Annotated in this window: 14 protein-coding genes and 1 tRNA gene; 6 read left to right on the top strand and 9 right to left on the bottom strand. The window is 66.1% G+C overall.

What is annotated here, in order from left to right:
• Positions 1 to 3: 3 nt before the first annotated feature.
• From ADAD_RS0113215 to ADAD_RS0113205, 3 genes are read left to right on the top strand one after another with little or no spacing between them, the layout of a single operon-like run.
• Positions 4 to 621, top strand: coding sequence for a riboflavin synthase (locus ADAD_RS0113215; RefSeq protein ID WP_010414632.1), 618 nt, complete (start codon positions 4 to 6; stop codon positions 619 to 621).
• A gap of 38 nt (positions 622 to 659) precedes the next feature.
• On the top strand, positions 660 to 1115 hold the full coding sequence (locus ADAD_RS0113210) for a hypothetical protein (protein WP_237700827.1): 456 nt from the start codon (positions 660 to 662) through the stop codon (positions 1113 to 1115).
• The gene (locus ADAD_RS0113205) at positions 1112 to 1660 is read left to right on the top strand and encodes a GNAT family N-acetyltransferase (protein ID WP_010414627.1); all 549 of its coding nucleotides are present in this window, start codon (positions 1112 to 1114) and stop codon (positions 1658 to 1660) included. The genes ADAD_RS0113210 and ADAD_RS0113205 overlap by 4 nt, the downstream gene beginning before the upstream one ends.
• A 370-nt stretch (positions 1661 to 2030) precedes the next feature.
• Here the strand turns inward: ADAD_RS0113205 and ADAD_RS17320 are convergent, their stop codons facing one another.
• Positions 2031 to 2483: a MarR family transcriptional regulator gene (locus ADAD_RS17320; RefSeq protein WP_033193381.1), complete on the bottom strand. Its 453-nt coding sequence runs from the start codon at positions 2481 to 2483 to the stop codon at positions 2031 to 2033.
• A gap of 131 nt (positions 2484 to 2614) precedes the next feature.
• Here ADAD_RS17320 and ADAD_RS0113195 point away from each other — a divergent pair, with 131 nt between their 5' ends.
• Positions 2615 to 3067: a hypothetical protein gene (locus ADAD_RS0113195; protein ID WP_033193394.1), complete on the top strand. Its 453-nt coding sequence runs from the start codon at positions 2615 to 2617 to the stop codon at positions 3065 to 3067.
• Between the two features lie 16 nt (positions 3068 to 3083).
• On the opposite strand, the gene ADAD_RS0113190 is transcribed toward ADAD_RS0113195, so the two are convergent.
• From ADAD_RS0113190 to ADAD_RS0113180, 3 genes are read right to left on the bottom strand one after another with little or no spacing between them, the layout of a single operon-like run.
• Positions 3084 to 3662, bottom strand: a complete 579-nt coding sequence (locus ADAD_RS0113190) for a GNAT family N-acetyltransferase (RefSeq protein ID WP_010414620.1) — start codon at positions 3660 to 3662, stop codon at positions 3084 to 3086.
• Positions 3649 to 4827, bottom strand: a complete 1179-nt coding sequence (locus tag ADAD_RS0113185) for an amino acid aminotransferase (protein ID WP_010414618.1) — start codon at positions 4825 to 4827, stop codon at positions 3649 to 3651. Before ADAD_RS0113185 ends, ADAD_RS0113190 begins: the two co-directional genes overlap by 14 nt.
• Before the next feature lie 59 nt (positions 4828 to 4886).
• The gene (locus tag ADAD_RS0113180; RefSeq protein WP_010414616.1) at positions 4887 to 5708 is read right to left on the bottom strand and encodes a DUF1134 domain-containing protein; all 822 of its coding nucleotides are present in this window, start codon (positions 5706 to 5708) and stop codon (positions 4887 to 4889) included.
• Positions 5709 to 5942: 234 nt separating this feature from the next.
• Between ADAD_RS0113180 and ADAD_RS0113175 the strand changes: the two genes are divergently transcribed.
• Positions 5943 to 6034: transfer RNA gene (locus tag ADAD_RS0113175), tRNA-Ser, on the top strand.
• 448 nt (positions 6035 to 6482) lie between these two features.
• Here ADAD_RS0113175 and ADAD_RS0113170 read toward each other — a convergent pair.
• The 4 genes from ADAD_RS0113170 to ADAD_RS0113155 all read right to left on the bottom strand — a co-directional run bounded on the left by ADAD_RS0113170 (position 6483) and on the right by ADAD_RS0113155 (position 13663).
• Positions 6483 to 9683, bottom strand: a complete 3201-nt coding sequence (locus ADAD_RS0113170; protein WP_010414613.1) for an autotransporter outer membrane beta-barrel domain-containing protein — start codon at positions 9681 to 9683, stop codon at positions 6483 to 6485.
• Between the two features lie 91 nt (positions 9684 to 9774).
• The gene (locus ADAD_RS0113165; protein ID WP_010414610.1) at positions 9775 to 12171 is read right to left on the bottom strand and encodes a TonB-dependent receptor; all 2397 of its coding nucleotides are present in this window, start codon (positions 12169 to 12171) and stop codon (positions 9775 to 9777) included.
• Between the two features lie 2 nt (positions 12172 to 12173).
• Entirely contained in the window at positions 12174 to 13094 is a 921-nt protein-coding gene (locus ADAD_RS0113160; RefSeq protein ID WP_010414607.1) for a FecR family protein, read from the bottom strand.
• Between the two features lie 38 nt (positions 13095 to 13132).
• Entirely contained in the window at positions 13133 to 13663 is a 531-nt protein-coding gene (locus ADAD_RS0113155; protein ID WP_010414604.1) for an RNA polymerase sigma factor, read from the bottom strand.
• Between the two features lie 233 nt (positions 13664 to 13896).
• Here ADAD_RS0113155 and ADAD_RS0113150 point away from each other — a divergent pair, with 233 nt between their 5' ends.
• Entirely contained in the window at positions 13897 to 14763 is an 867-nt protein-coding gene (locus tag ADAD_RS0113150) for a prephenate dehydratase domain-containing protein (protein WP_010414602.1), read from the top strand.
• A gap of 36 nt (positions 14764 to 14799) precedes the next feature.
• Here ADAD_RS0113150 and ADAD_RS0113145 read toward each other — a convergent pair whose 3' ends face one another.
• Entirely contained in the window at positions 14800 to 16347 is a 1548-nt protein-coding gene (locus ADAD_RS0113145; protein ID WP_010414600.1) for a C69 family dipeptidase, read from the bottom strand.
• Between the last annotated feature and the right edge of the window lie 34 nt (positions 16348 to 16381).

The following is a 16381-nucleotide window of genomic DNA, read 5'->3' as shown; positions in this document are numbered from 1 at the left end:
GCCATGTTCACCGGTATCGTAACAGCCATCGGCACCATCGCCGCAACCGAGCAGCGCGGCGACCTGCACGTGCGCATCGCCTGCCCGTTCGACCCGGACCGGATCGCCATCGGCGCCTCCATCGCGTGCTCGGGCGTGTGCCTGACAGTGACGGAGCGCGGAGGGACGCCCGGCGATGCGTGGTTCGCGGTGGACGTATCGCAGGAAACCGTATCGCGCACCGTGCCCGGCCAGTGGGAGGAAGGCCGCAGGCTCAACCTCGAACCCTCGCTCAGGCTGGGTGACGAGCTGGGCGGGCACCTTGTTACGGGCCATGTCGATGCGGTGGGCGAAGTGGCACAGGTGCGCCGCGTGGATGGCTCCATCCACCTCGAAATTCGCGCGCCAAAGACGCTTGCGCCTTTCATCGCCCCCAAGGGTTCGATCACCGTCGACGGGGTCTCGCTGACGGTCAACGCGGTTGAGGACGAGGCGGACGGCTCGGCGCGGTTTGCGCTCAACATCATCCCCCACACCGGCGAGGTGACGACGCTGGGCCAACTGGCCGAAGGCGACCACGTGAACCTCGAAATCGATGTCCTTGCACGCTACCTCAAGCGGATGCAGGCGCTGGCCGGCTGATCGGAGATAGTGGAATGATGACCTGGGGCATTTTGCTGGTGCTGGCGCTGTTCATGCGGTTCGGGCCGGATATCCCTTTCCGGCGTATGCTGAACCGGCATCTGGTCGAGCGCCCTCTCGACATCCTTCTTGCCCACAGGCGGCACCAGTTCGTCTTCATGATCATTGCGCCGTTGATGCTGCTGCTGGGCGGCGAAGCGACCCTGATCTTCGGGCCCGAACTGATGCTGGCCTATGCCGCCGATGTCGCGCTCTATATCGATCTGGTGGTGATCGCGGCGGCCTCCGCTTCGTGGACCCGCGCCCATGCCGCCCTGTCGCGCTGGCGCCCCCGCTTCTTGCGACAGGACAAGCGCAAGGCCAGCGGCGCAACACCGCGCGCCAGGCGCAGTCAGCGGACGCCCGCGCGCCTCACCGGCGCCAACGACGACGATGGCGAGGGACGCGACGCCGGTGGCTTTGAAGTCCGTTGGAGCAATGCCGCAGCCGCATGACGGAAATCAGAACCGAGCGGTTGCTGCTGCGCCCCGCCAAAGCGTGCGACCTCCAGGCCTTCCACACCATCCTCAGCGACAGGGACGCGACCGCATACTGGTCGACGCCACCACACACGGACATTGCCGAAACCCAAGCCTGGCTGGACGCCATGCTTGCCATCGACCCGGCCCAGGGCGAGGACTTCGTGATCGAGCACGAGGGGCGCGTGATCGGGAAGGCAGGCCTGTTCGCATTCCCCGAAATCGGCTTCATCCTCCATCCCGATGCATGGGGCAAAGGCTTCGCGGGAGAGGCGCTGCGGCCCGTGCTGGACCGTGCCTTCGCTGTGCACGATCTGCCCACAGTGGAAGCAGACGTGGACCCGCGAAACACCGCCTCGCTACGCCTGCTCCGGCGGATGGGCTTTGAGGAAACGGGCCGCGAGAGCCGCACGCTGAAGATCGGCGACGAGTGGTGCGACAGCGTGTACCTCAGCCTGAACAACCCGAAGGCCGGCGGTGCCCGACGGGCCGAAGCGAGCGCCCGGCCCATCGCGCCCTGACACACCTGACACAGTGTCCAGAGGGAGAATTCCTCGCGCTTTCACAGCGCGGGTCGTTGCGGCAGCGAACGGTGTCAAAGAACGGTCCGACCATAGCGGTGCGGGCCGATGTAGGACAGCGCCCGGTGCCAGATGTCAGACCGGGGCCGTCTCGGCCTGCCTCAGCGCAAGCACCTCCCCGCCCTTGGCGGCCACGGCCACCGTGTGTTCGAACTGCGCGCAGAGCTTTTCCGTCCCTTGTCACGACCGTCCATCCATCATCGCCCAGATGCGCAGCGGGGCGGACCGCGCGGATGCCCGCCCACATCGCGTTCTGCGCGATGCGGACGATGCGCCTGCCCTGAGGCGGGACATTGAGCAGATCTGATCTCTAATCGTCGGCGGCAGCACCCTCCCCATCGTCGAAGGTACGGATGATCTTGCCCATTAGGCCCAGGAACTGCTCGCGCTCTTCGGGCGACAGGCTCGACAGCGCGGTGTCGTTCACCGCCAGCGCCGCATCGATCGCCGGGCCGCGCAGGCTCTTGCCCCTGTCGGTCAGGCGGATCTCCTGCACCCGGCCATCGGCCTTGCTGCGCCGTCTGGCGATCAACCCGTCACGCTGCATCCGCGCCAGCGTGTTCGCCATGGTGGCCTGCTCCACCCCTATGCGGCGGACCAGCTCGGTCTGCGTCAGACCGTCATCCTCCCATAGCTGGACCATCACCGGGAAGACACCGGTGGAAAGCCCCAGCGGCTTGATCCGCGCTTGCAGCGCAGCCGCAAAGCGTCGGGCAAGGTCGTTGACCAGATAGCCGGCCGAACTGTCTTTCGAGAAGCGCATGGCCCCCCGATAGGCCGGCATAGCTCGCTATGCAAATAAGCATAGCTTGCTATCAAGCAATATAATAGCTAGCTATGTATATGCCCGCCGCGGCTGTCGCGGCGGGGCGCGCGAAAGCACGGAGGTTCGTCATGTCTAAACTGATCCACCCCATCGCAGGGGTCTTCGCAACAGGGCTGATCGCGGTCTTCTGGCTGTCGACCGTACTGGTGGAAACGTTGGGCACCCATGCACAGATCGCCACGGTCAAGCTGGCGATACCCTGGGGCTTCCTGCTGCTGGTCCCCGCGCTGGCCGCTACGGGCGGTACGGGGTTCATCCGGTCGCGCGGGGCGCGCGGAGGCCTTGTCGGGCGCAAGCTGCGGCGCATGCCGATCATTGCGGCGAACGGCGCGATCATCCTCATCCCGGCGGCGTTGTTCTTCGCCTGGAAAGCCGACGCGGGCGAATTCGATACGGTGTTCTTCGTGGTACAGGCCGTGGAACTTCTCGCAGGCGCGGTGAACCTTACGCTGCTTGCGCTGAACATGCGCGACGGGCTGCGCATGACCCGTCGCCTGCCGATGTCCGCCCGAAGCCGCTGAGTCCCGACGCGCGCGCCTAGGTGTCGCTTGCCAGCGGGCCGTCCGCAAAATCCTCACGGCGGATGGCGTAGATCAGGTGCAGCACGCGCTTGCGCTGGTATTTGGAAAGGTCGGTTCGCCGGGTACGCTGTGCCCCGATATTTTCCAGCGCGGTGCGGCTGCGCCAGTTGGCCTCGCCGACGCGGAAATCGACACGCTCGACACTCTCGAGAGCATGGCCGACCATCAGCCGCTTGATCTCCCGGTTAGCGCCCTTCCCCCAGTAGCGCGTGGCGATGAAGGTCCAGCCGATCTCGACCGAGCTTTGCTCTTCCTCGTCCTCCTCGGCACTCTTCAGCGCCTGGAACCGTGACGAGCCGATGATCTCGCCCCTGACCTTGTCGATAATCGCCAGCGCGCCGCCTTTGGCCAGCGCATCGTCGAAGAAGTCGCGGAAGACATCCTGCCGCCAGCGATCCTGCATGGGATGCTGTTCCCACACCGCCGGATCCGAGGCGATTGCGTAGAGCGCGTCCCAGTCCTCGGCGGCTAGCGGCCGCAGCAGATACCGCGCCCCTTCGAGGCGCGGCTGACGGTCCAGCTCAGGCAGAGACATCCGCCAGGGCGGCGACGAACTTGTCGATATTGCCCTTGGTCAACCCGGCGATGTTGATGCGCCCCGAACCGGCCATGTAAACCGCGTGATCGTCGCGCAGCTTCGCGATCTGATCCTTGTTCAGCGGCAGCATCGCGAACAGTCCGTTCTGATCCTCCAGATGCCCCAGCGGCACGCCGTCCACCTTGCCGTCCGCCTTGGCGAGGTAGGAGCGCACCCAGCGCAGCCGCTCGCGCATGCCGGTCAGTTCGTCGAGCCAGGTCTGGCGCATTTCCTCGTCGCGCAGGGCGATGCGCACCACAGCGCCGCCATGATCGGGCGGCATGGACCAGTTGGCGCGCGCCAGCGCTGCCGCGTTAGAAAGGGCCGCGCCCAGTTGCGCGGGCTCGGCAACCTTGGCGTAGAAAGCGCCCACCCGGTCCCGATAGAGGCCGAAATTCTTATCGCAGCTATAGGCCACCAGCGCGTAAGGCACCTTGGCCAGCACCTTGCGCAGGCCCGCCGCATCTTCTTCCAGCCCTTCGCCAAGGCCCTGGTAGGCAATGTCGATGATCGGCAGCACGGGGCTGGTGGAGAGCGCCTCGGCGATCTCGTCCCATTGCTCGGGCGAATAATCGATCCCGGTCGGGTTGTGGCAGCAGGCGTGGATCAGCACCGCATCGCCTTCGCGCCCGGCACGGATGATCTCGAGCAGCGCGTCTGCATCGGCACTGCCATCGGCGTTTGCGTGGCTGAACGTGGGCGCTTCCAGCCCGACATCGGTGATGATCGGGATATGGTTGGGCCAGCTCGGCGTGCCGACATGCACGCGCGTGACCCCGGCCTTCTGCGCGATGGCAATGGCGAGGCGCACCGCGCCGGTCCCGCCGGGGGTCTGCAAACCGTCGATCCGGCCGCCCATCGTCGCGTCCGATCCGAAGACGATCGGCATCAGCGCGTTGACGAAGCCGCTGTCGCCCTCCGGCCCCAGATAGCTCTTGCTGTCCTGCTCATCGAGCAGGCGCCGCTCCGCCGCCTTGACCGCCGCGAACACGGGCGTCGCGCCATCGTCGGTACGGTACACGCCCACGCCGAGGTCGATCTTGTCCTCGCGCTCGTCGGCGGCGAATTGCTTGATGAGCGCGAGCAGCGCGTCGGGCGGAGTGTCTTGCAGGCGATCGAGCATGCCCGCCCCATGCTATCGCCGGGGCGGGAGGGCAACCGCTAATGTGCAGGGCAGCGCCGTCAGAACGGCAACCAACGGTGCTTCTTGGAGAATTTCATGTAGCCCGCGTTCACACCCAGGCGCAGGCCCGCCCCCATGCGGATCGGGATCAGCACCTTGTCACCCTTGCGCAGATAGCTCGCGGTGACGCCGCCGATGAAATAGGCCTGCCCCTCGCCCGCCGGGAAGCGCGCGTAGAGTTCCTCGGTGTCGAACAGGTTGTAGACCAGCACGAAGGTCTTGCCGCCATTCGCGCCCACGTCGAAGCCGATCGAAGGGCCCGTCCAGTAGACCGGCCGCTGGCCTTCCACCTTGTGATAGAGCGTACCCGATCCGTAGCGCGCGCCGACGATGAACGCACCGCCCGCCTCGCGTCCCACGATGTAGCCGTTGGGCTTGCCCTGATCGGCCAGCACACGCTCGATCATGCGGGCGATCCCTTCGGCATTTTCGCCGAAGAAGCCCTGTGCGGCGCCGATCAGGTCGTCGTCGCGCCAGGTATTGGGATCGTCCGCAGCATCCCGCGCGGCCTGGGCATAGTCGGGCGCGGGCGTAGCTGCCGTGCTGCCGTAGGTCTCGCTTTCGGTGGCCTGATCGTTCGAGGGGGAAAGATCGGTCCAGGTCGAAACCTGCGATTCCGGCTCTGCCGGGGCCGGCTGCTGTGCGGTGCCATCGGGATTGCCATAGACCGAAGGTTCGCCGGGGTTTTCGGAGATATCGCCGTCGATCTGCAGATTCGGATCGACCTGCTCTATCGATTGCGCGGCAAGCGGGGCGGAAGCCATGGCGAAGATCGCCGCGAGAAGCGTGGCGACACGCCGGATGCTGAGAGTGCGGGGCATGGGCCACGCTCCTTCGCGAATGGTTGTACGGGCAATTCCGCCTGTAGACTGAATCGCCTGAACCTCACGCATCAAGGGCGAACACGGCGAGGCGAATCGAAAACGGGCCGAACCGAATCGAAAACGGCGCCGAACGGGTCGATGGCGGCCCGCGCGAATTCCTTGGCGATGCGCCCTTGTGCCCACCCCCACCCCTCGGTATAGCGCGCGGCTCTCGCGTCGCAGGGCGCGTGCGGAGACGTGGGTGAGTGGCTGAAACCAGCTCCCTGCTAAGGAGCCATACCTCTATCGGGGTATCGAGGGTTCGAATCCCTCCGTCTCCGCCACCTTCCTTCCTGAAATCGTTGATTCAACGTGGTTGCCCAAAGGAAGGTCGCGCCGTCCCGCAACCCGCCCCACGGCGCTGATGTGGTTGGAAGGCCCAAGGATTCGGCGCATCGTTCGTTAGGATGCCGCGATGCAGGCTTTCGATCATTCAGGTGACCACGCCAAAAATCAGGCGTCTGGTTCCTTTGACAACCCAAGCGGTCGCGCTTTCGCCCTCTATCATGAAGGCATCAGCGAAGCCGGCTTATCGCGCGCGCGGGGCTGACCGGCGGAAGCAGTGCCGCCGAAGCCGCCCGGGCGGAGTTCCCCGACCATGCCCGCACGCGTCCCGGAACGAAGAACCCGAGCGCCCCTGATGAGGCGCCCGGGTTCCGGATTCGATCGGCCCTTCCGTGGGAAGGAGTCTGGACCGGTTGCCGAACCCATCTCGTGAGCTCTGCGGCCTTTCTACATCGCGAAACTGATGGAGGCTCGCAGCGCATAACCGATCTGCTCGTTACGCTCCTCGGCCGAGACTTCGCCCGAGATCGTATAGAAGGCGGTGCCCCCTAACCCGCGCAGCCCCGCGTACCACCCGCTGGCGCGCTGCTCGGGCGTCAGCGTGAACCTGTCACCGTCGCCGAACCGGGCTGTCGTCGCGCCCAGCTCTCCGGAGAGGATTTCGCGCCAGCCGCCTTCCGCTTCGATCCGCAGCCAGTTCTTGTCGCGCCGACGCATGCCGAGAAGGTCGAACCCGACCGCGCTGCCAACATTGATCGCCATTTCGTCGCTGGTGCGATCCTCGATGGTCAGGTTCAGCGCTTCGCCGCCCGTCTCGACATATCCGTCCTCGCTCAGACGAATATAGTCGAGCGAGACGGACGGCCGGACGAAGAAGAACTGCGATCCCAATTCAAGCGAGGCACCCGCGATGAAGCTGGTGGCATTGCCCGACCACTGGCCGTCGATCGTGCGCTGGACCGTCTCCTCGCCATTGGCTCCGGAGAAATAGCGCGCTCCATCGAAGTCGGCGAAGCTGTAGGAACCACGCGCGAAACCGGAGAGCGCGCCCCATGTGCCGCGCCAGTAAAGGGCCCCTTCGTAGGTGTTGGAGATGATGTTGTTCTCGGCCAGCGTATCGTGGCGGTTCCAGAGCCAGGTGGCCGTGGCACCGAGCGTGCCGACCCCGGTCGAAAGCTCGGCACCGCCCGAAAAGCCGAGACCGTCGAGATCGTATTGCGCGGTGTCGCCTTCGTCCTTGGACGAATCCCAGGCCGCTGCATCGAACAGGATGCTCAGCTTTTCCTCGCGTTCGAGCGGCCCTTCGGGGTTCGCGAGCCTGCGGGCGAAGGTCCGGATGCCGAGGCTGATACCATCGAACGCGCCCCCCGCATGATCGGGCAGGGTCTGGGCGACGGCTGCACGAAACGCGTTTTTCTCCGTGATGCCGAGGAAGACGCCCGCCACATCGTCGTCATCCGCAAGAGCGGCGTACACCGCATCATAGGCACTCGCCTGCGAGCGGTTGAGGCCGAGCTCCTCCGTCGCCTTGCGAGCGATGTCGACGTTCACCAGCCCGGCGGCCTGATCCACGGCCAGCAGCGCGTCGTACATGAACGGCACGAGCGCAACGTCCGAGTCGAGGTCTCCTGCGCCGGTCAGGCTGCCTGCGCTGATGACGGTGTAGGTTCCCTCTGCCTGGGCGATGTCGGTCAGCCGCAGCTTGAGCTTTGCGCCCTCGGCAAAGCTTGCGTTCCCCGTCACGGTGATGGCGGTGCCCGCAGCCGGGTCCTTGCTGAGCGTGCCGACGATGACGCCGTTCGCCCCCACCGCAAGGGTCGACAAGGTGGTCGGCACGCCCAGATCGAGCGTACCGCCGTCGACCGTGACCGATACGTTCTCGCTACCGGCGAGACGCCCCTTGAACAGGGCGTTGTCGCCCAGGGTGAGAGTACCGGTCCCGCCCGCGAAATCGGCGGTGCCCGCGAAGGCCGACGTGCCCGAGAGGATCAGCTCGTCGGCCTGGCCGCCGAAGCTCGCCTTGCCGGAGAAGCGGGCATCGCCGGACATAACGAAACGGTCCACGCCTGCGCCGAAAGATACGTCGCCCGCCGCAGTCCCGTCGAGCAGTTCGAGCCGGTCGGCGCCGCCACCGAACAGGATATCGCCCGTGATGGAGGGCGCGGTCACTCCCGATCCGACCACCGTCTGGCGCACGACCGCGCCGGCGCTGACACTCGAAAGATCGATCGCGATATTCCGGCCCGTGCCGGCCTTCGCGCCGCTGGCGCTGATACTCCCGCTGTTCTCGACCAGTTGCAGCGTGCCGCTGCGATCCACGATCGCGACGGCGGAGCTTGCGTCCTTGAGAGCAGTCGCGGTGATCTTGCCGCTGTTGCGGACATAGGGCAGGTTTGCCCCGGCATCGATCGACAGCGCGGTCGCCTGCGTCGTATCGCTGGCCCCGCCCGATGCGGAAATGGTGCCCGCATTGCGCAGTTCGGGGGTGGTAGCGCCCGCGCCAAACCGTAGCGCGGTGGCATTGCTGTCCCTCGAGGCGGCGGTCACGGACCCGTTGATCGCGATGCCCCCGGCAACCGAAACGTCGCCGCCGCGCCCGCCGATCAGCATCCCGTTTCCATCGACCCCGGCATAGACGCCCGTGCCGGTGATCGACCCGTCGATGATGATGCCGAAGCCGGAGGCTGTCGCTGGAAGCGCACCGATCGCGATATCCCTGCCGGTCGCCCCGATGACAACGGCCGGCGCAGCACCGAAGGACGTGACCTTCGCGGTGCCTTCCTTGGCGTCCTCGATCCCGTCCTTGTCCTCGTCGGGATCGTCCTTGTCCGCGTCGGCAGGCGGCACGGCGAAGCGGATGCCCTTGGCGACGTCGCCTTCGACGACGATTGCACTGCCCCCCTGGAGCAGATCGTCGGCATCGAGCTTGCTGGTATCGGAAGGCAGCGTCGTGGAGCGGTAGCCGGTGGCAGCGATCGTGCCCTGCACCTGCAGGGTGCCGTCCAGATCGCCCGCGAAGCGTGCTGCAACGGCGTCCTCGCCCTTGGCCGTTACCGTACCGGCAAGCCGGACGTCGCCCGTTACATCGTGCAGTTCCACGCCCACGCTCTGGTCGCCCAGGACGTTCGTTTCGCCGTCGTGAACGAACTTGCCGTCGAGGGTGCCCGCCACCGTGATGCCGGCCGAGTCATTGCCTTCGACCGTAATCTTGCCGGAATTGACGATATTGCCGGTCAGGTCGCCGCGGACACGAATGCCTGCGCGGTCCGTGCCCACCGCAAAGGGACCGTCGAGATCGCCGTCCTTGTCGACATCTTCCGGGGTATAGGTTTCGTCGACAGTAATCGTGCCGGAGTTGACGATGTCCGCCTGGCGGTCGCCCGTGGTCTCGATCCCGCTCGCGCCATCGGCGTTGGAAACAAGGATATTGCCTTCGTTGGTCGCGTCATGATCGCTGTCGATGACGATGCCCGAACCGCTCGTCAGCTCGATAGAACCGTTGCTCGTCACCTTGACATCGTCGCCCGCGCCGTTGTCGAGCTGCGAGGTGCGAACCGGCTGCGTACGCTTAGAATCGACCGTGGTCTGGGCCGCCGCGGGCACTGCCAGGGCGGCAAGCGCGGTTCCGGCCAGAAGATAACGATACATGCATTCCTCCGTCTGTTGTCAGACGGGAGGACGGAGCCAGCCGGATCTTCCCTTGGGCCCGGGCGAGAAAAATCTGAGGCGCCCCCTGCCGCTAGAATGCGAAGTCGACACCCAGCCTGATCGTGCGCGGACGCAGCGGGGTTTCCTGTGCACGGACGACCGCGAACGGGGTACCCAGCGCGAACCGGTTGCCCTTCGCGTCGGCCAGGTTGGTGAGCGAAAGCGTACCGCCGATCCGATCGTTCCCTACCCGGACGGTCAGCCCGCTATCGAGATAGTCTCCCTGGAAATCGCCCAGTTCGGGGCCGATACCCAACCGCGACTTCCCGATATAGCTGGCCCACGCGCGCGCATCGAGATCGAGACCCGGGCCGATGGGGCGGGAGTATTCCAGACCCAACCGCCCTGAAAACTCCGCGATATTGGGCACGTGGGAGGTCCGCCCAAGCAGAAGGATCAGGTTGAAGGGCGGCTCGTCGATCGAACTGCGATTGACGCTGGCCCCGCCGCTCACGCGAAGATCGGGGGTTATGTAGAGCCCGCTGCTCGCGCTGATAGTCCAGACACGACCGTCGCCGATATTGGCCGTGCTGGGCAATCCGGCGAGATCGATGAAATCGGCCTGGATGTCGTTCCATCTGGTATAGGACAGGTTTAGCGCCAGATCGAAGGAATCGCGGCCCGGCCGCCCGTGACGTACGCCCACCTCGAATGTTTTCGCATCGTCGCGATCGAACCTGCGCACGAAATCGCCCTCGATCGCCAGCCCGCCCGGGCGAAAGCCCTCCTGATAGCGCAGATAGAGGCTGGTTTCCGGTGCAAGCCGGGCGACGAGCGACGCAGACGGCAGGAAGGCCGACTGGTCGCGTTTCGCCGTCACCGCCGCGCGCTCCATCGCCAGCGCGGCAGACACATCCTCCGCGCTGCCGCCCAGTCGCACCAGCGAATAGCGAGCGCCCAGCGTGGCGATGAGATTGTCGCGCAACCGATACGACCCTTCCGCGTAGATCGTTCCTTCGGCCACGGTGTTGAGAACCCCGGTCGTGGCAGCGCGCAGGGACGCCTGCTGAAGGCTTCGGCTGAGCTCGGTGCGGTTGTCCACCAGACTCATCCCGGCAACCCAGCCGAACCTGTTCCCGATCGGCTGCCACAGCCGCGTTTCATGCGCGATCATGCGGGTTTCGTTGCGCTGCACGAACACCCGGTCGCGCTGGACATCCGTGGTGGCGTCGTATCGTTCCTGCAGGGTCTGCCCGGCGATGGCGGTGGACGAGCGCAATCGCACGGTCCCGATGCGACCGTCGATCACGAGCTGGCCATGCAGATAGTCCGCCTCCGACCCTTCGCGGACCCTTGCCGCGCTGTCGTAGCCGGGCTGGTCGCGGGTGACATACTGGCTGTCGCGCGCATGCGTGGTCTGGCCGAGGCCGATGAGGTCCATCGTCCAGTCGGGCGCCAGCCGTGTCCGGAGAATGGCTCGACCGGAGAGGATCGAGGTCCGGTTGACGTCGGTACGATCGAGGTAGGGCTTGTCGATATAGCCACCCTCGCTCACCGCATCGAGGGTGACGCGAAGCGCGGTTCTGTCCGTCTTCAGCGGGAGATTGGCAACCAGGCCGATATCGCCGCTGGCGTCGCCGTGTTCGGTCAGCGCACCGCCCAGCGTGCCCGTGGCAAACGTGCTGCCCAGGTCGGGGCTGTTCGGGACCAGCCTGATGATCCCGCCTAGCGAACCTGCGCCATACAAGGTGCCCTGCGGCCCTTCGAGGACTTCCACCCGGTCCAGATCCGACAGCCTGAGATCGGGATCGGGCGCGTTGTAGCTCAGCCTGATATCACCCAGATATTGCCCGACGGTCGCCTGGGTGGGCCCGGTAAAGCTGGAGTCCGCGATGCCCCGGATGAACAGCTTGTTGCGCCCGCTGCCCAGATAGGTCGACGAAACCGTGGCAACGCGCTGGGTGATCTTCTCGGTCCCTCCCACGCCGCCCAGCGACAATTCCTCACCCTCGAGCATGGCGACCTGCGCCGGCATGTCCTTCAGCGGCAGTTCGCGCTTGCTGGCGGTCACCACGATTTCCTGCGGTGGGGCGGCAGGCGGCGGCGGGGGCGGGGGCGGCGGGACGGGCCTTGCTTCTACCCGCTTGGGAGGTGCCGTGCGGCGCGCGGGGGCGGCGCGCTCGGGAAGCGGATCGAGCCGCCACGCGCTCGAACTGATGCGGACTGCGCGGGCATCCGCCGCCCGGGCCAGCCGCTGCACGGCTGCCTGAACCGACATGGTCCCGCGAATGCGGGCGACCCGCCGTGAAGAAAGGCCCGAACCGTTGACGACGATGCTCGATCCGGTCTGGCGCGCCAGCGCGATGGCGGACTCCGCGACCGTCCCGGCGGGCACATCGATGCGCCGCTCCTGCGCGCTGGCCGGGCAGGCGGCGCTCGCCACGAGGGCAGCGACCGGGGCTGCGACAAGAAGCGTATCCGCGCGCATCGTCAGCTTCCGTCGAGGACCCAGACGTCGCCGTCCTGCCGGACCTCGATCCCGAGCAGCGGGCCGAGCGCCGCCGGGTCGCGGCGCAGCGGATCGATCGCAACGCTCCCCGAAATCGACCGGTCGCGTCCCCTATCGGCGGTGCGGTAGGCAATGCCCGTCACCCGCGAGAGGTCGCTCGCCACCTCGGCCAGCGGCGCATCGCGGAAGGTAAGGCGCCCTTCCCGCCACTCGCCGACCTGCTCCAGGGGCACGGTTTCGATACGGTAGCCCCCATCCCCACGATCGAAATGCAGGACCTCGCCCGGGTCGATGCGCGCGGCGGGGCCGCCGGGGTTGTAGATCACCGCTCCTTCGGCGACTCCCACTGCGACCGCGGCGTCGCGGATCGCAACCTCAAAGACGGTCCCCGCATCGACGAGCTGCGCATCGCCGACCGCGAGACGGAAGGGTTCGCCCTCGTCGTGCCGGATCTCGAACAGGGCGCGGCCGCTGTTCAGGCGCGCCTGGCGGTTGCCATCGATCACGATTTCGGTATCTCCCGCCAGCAAGACAGTGCTGCCATCCTCCAGCGCGATCTCGCGCGTCTCGCCCGGAGCGGTGCTGTAGGTCATCCCGGCATCCCCGGCGGGCCATAGCCATAGCGCGGCGAGGATTGCGAGACACGCGGCAAGCGCGGGCGCGAGCCAGCGGCGCGGCGAGCTTTCCTCTTCCTCCTCCGACCATTCGGGATCGTTCGCAGGGATCGAGTCGAGCGCCCGCGCCCCGTCCTCCGCCGCGATCATCGCGCGGTCGTAAGCCTCGGCGTGTGCGGGCGAGGCCTCCAGCCAGTCGGTAAACGCGGGCCAGTCCGCGAAGTCCGGCTCCGACGTTCGTACCGCCCACATCGCGGCTTCATCCAGGGTTCGCTGATCAACCGCCATTCATGAATGCTCCTGGCAACATGACGGAGTCCTGGCCATCATACCTCATCCAGCCGCTCCCGCAATTCGGCCAGAGCGCGATAGACAAGGCGCAAATCGCTCTCGACAGTGCTGATGCTCACGCCGAATTCCCCGGCGATCACGCGCTGGGTCACGCCGTCGATGCGGCTGCGGCGAAACACCGCCACCGCCCGCTCCGGCAACGGGGCAAGCGCTTCTTCGACGCGTGCCGCAAGCTGCCTGCCGGCAACCACCCGTTCGGCCGATGGACTGTCGGAGACGCCGATGGTCGCGCCGCCGTGTCCCTCGCTCCACGCGGCATCGCGCAATTCCGCCTGCCTTGCGGAGCGATAGCGGTCGATCATCGCCGCGTTGGCCGCGCGATAGAGATAGGCGAGCGGCGCCGCTATCGGCCCGGCCTTCCCCCGCGAAATCCTCAGCCAGACATCCTGCAATATGTCCTCGGCATTGTCGCCCGCCCCGCGCGCGACGAGAAAGCGGAGCAGTGTTTCCCTGTTTGCCAGGAAAACCGCCTCTAGTCCGTCGTGAGGATCGCCGGAGTGTGCCAACGTCGGGTGTACTCGCTTGCGCAGGCGGATGACCGATCAAGATACCCTGGGTGGTCGGGCCGGGCGGACTCGCCAGTAAAATCGATGCCGCAATTCCGCGCGTGAGTTATGGGCATTGCGTGCGTGTGGCAATAGGCACGACAGGTTTTCGCATGTGCCCGCCCCCGATTGAACGTGGTTTTTCCCGCACGACAAGCTAACGCCGCTCCCTCGCATGTTGCACGGAGAATGCCATGAACCATGAAGCGCCCGGTGGCGGTTCGATCGCCTTTCAGGGCGAACCCGGGGCATTCTCGCACCTGGCCTGCCGCGAATACGCGCCGGACTTCACTCCCCTGCCCTGCCCCAGCTTCTACGATGCCTTCGAAGCAGCGGCGAGCGGGCAGGCATCGCTCGCGCTGCTGCCGGTGGAGAACCTGCTGGCTGGAAGGGTGGCAGACGTTCACCAGCTGCTTCACTCCATCGATCTCCACGCCGTGGGCGAGCATTATCAGCCCATCCGGTTCGAACTGCTGGGCGTACCCGGTGCGAAGATCGCGGACATCACGACGATCGCGAGCCACGTCCACGCGCTGGCACAGTGCCGCAAGCTGATCCGGGAGCTGAATGCGAAGAGCTTCGCGGCGGGAGACACGGCGGGATCGGCGAAAGCGCTGGCCGAAGACGGGGATCGCCATCGCGGGGTGCTCGCATCGTCGCTTGCCGCAGAGCTGTACGGGCTGGACGTGCTGCGTTCCGATGTGGCCGACCAGACGAACAATTTCACGCGCTTCGTCGCCTTCTCGAAGACGCCAAATCCCTGCCGTCCGACGGGTGAGGACGCACTTTTCGTCACCTCCATCATCGCGCAGACCAGAAACGTTCCCTCCGCCCTGTTCAGGCTCCTCACGGTCTTTGTCGCCAATGGTGTCAATGTCTCTCGTCTGGAGAGCGGCCTGCTCGGTGACAATTTCGAATGCTCGTCTTTCCAGATCGATTTTGAAACCTCCGAACCGGCGGTTCAGCCACTGCTGGAGGAATGTCGGCATTACACCGACACGCTGCGGGTGATCGGCACCTATCCCGCTGCCGATTTTCGCCTGTCCCGACGCGCAAAATAGAGCCCGGCGGCGCGGAGCGCGCGCGCCTCGCCCGACCTATTCGGGCACGTCCGGGTCGCCATCGGCCAGGCAGTTCACCGTGGGATCGAAAGTATTGATCTCGCTTCCCTCGGGAGCGGTGCGGCCGGGGATGAGCCTTGTATAGGCATCCAGCGCCTCGGCCATCGTCTCTCCCATGGTGAGGGCCTCCAGCGCGCGGTTGCCCGCATAGTGGGTCAGCAACTCGTGTGCAGCCTCGCGGTCGCCCTGCGCGATCAGCGTCAACGCGCTGCGCTCCACCCAGTCCAGATCGGCCATCGTCTCCGCCTCGAAGGCGCTGAGCATGTCGGTGACGGGCGGCAGCAGGCGTTTCGGGTCGGAGCAGGCGTAGTACATCACCCGCTTGAACGTGCGTCCGGCGAAGCGGGTCGCCTCCTGCATCTGGTAATCGGGGTTGAGGAAGGTCGAAGCCGAATCCTTGGTCAGGTAGCGGTGCTGGGCATACTCCATCGGCACGTGCTGCACACCGAGCCACCAGACGTTGAACGGCGCGGCGACCGATCCTGTCGGCGCATTCCACACGCGAATCAGGTCCGGGTCCGAAAGGTGGGAACGAAGGCTGACCACTTGTCCGTAGCCGCTGTCGTCGTCGACCACGCGCGGGTCGCGTACGCGCTCCATCAGGTCGGCCTCGCTTACCGGGGCCATCGCGCGCGTGGCAGCTTCCATTGCGGCGGGCGACATCAACTTGATGCCCGGATCGCGGTAGTCGCGGATACTCTGGTCGCCATAGACGTGCTGTACGTTGAACGGCTTGCCCGAAGCGGGGTCATACCAGCCCTGTTCGACGGCGAAGGCAATGAAGTTGTCCGACGCGAGGTAATCGGGATCATTCTCAAGATCGGTCGGTATCTCGCCGATCCCGCCGGGGTAGAGCACGCGGACATCATCCGAGCCCAGCCGCTCGGCCACCCATAGACCCTGCCCACCGGCGAATTCCCACACGACCCAGCCTTCGTCCGGATCGGCAATCAGATGGGTGTTGCCGCCATAGGTGGCGAACCCGTGCTGCGCGATCAGATCGCCGATGATCTCCACCCCTTCACGCGCGGTGCGGGCACGCTCCATCACGATGCGGGCGAGATCGGAATATTGCAGGCCGCGCTGCGGGCGCGGGGTCATGTCGACCAGTTCCTGCCGGCTGGGTGCCCACACGTCGCGCACCGCCACCTGGTGTTCGTTGACACCGCCATTGGTCAGCGGCGGCGGAAAGCCTTCGAAATCGGTGTAGGCCATCTGCATGTAGCGGAACGTGTGCGCCACCTGCGGTATCTCGATCAGTTCGCCCGGGATCACGGCGTCCTGCGTGACGCCCACAGTGATCGTCGCGTCTGCCGGGTGGTCCTGCGCCGGGACGATTTCCAGCCAGTGGCTCGAGACCTCCTCGCCCGTGCCGCCCAGCATCACGCTGCCGTCTTTGGTCAGGTCCCTGCCGACATAATAGGCATAGCTGGCTTGGGCTATCGTGGTGAAGGTCAGCGCGGCGCAGGCGATTACGGCGCCAGCAGCGCGCAGCAGGGAGGACACGAAGAGGGGCTCCTTCATAATCGGGAGCCCCTCTTGTCCGTCGGGCCACAGG

This window comes from Citromicrobium sp. JLT1363, assembly GCF_000186705.1.
In the GTDB taxonomy this organism is placed as follows: Bacteria; Pseudomonadota; Alphaproteobacteria; order Sphingomonadales; family Sphingomonadaceae; genus Alteriqipengyuania.
The sequence above is the reverse complement of the archived record's forward strand: the minus strand, read 5'-3'. Positions and strand labels throughout refer to the sequence as shown.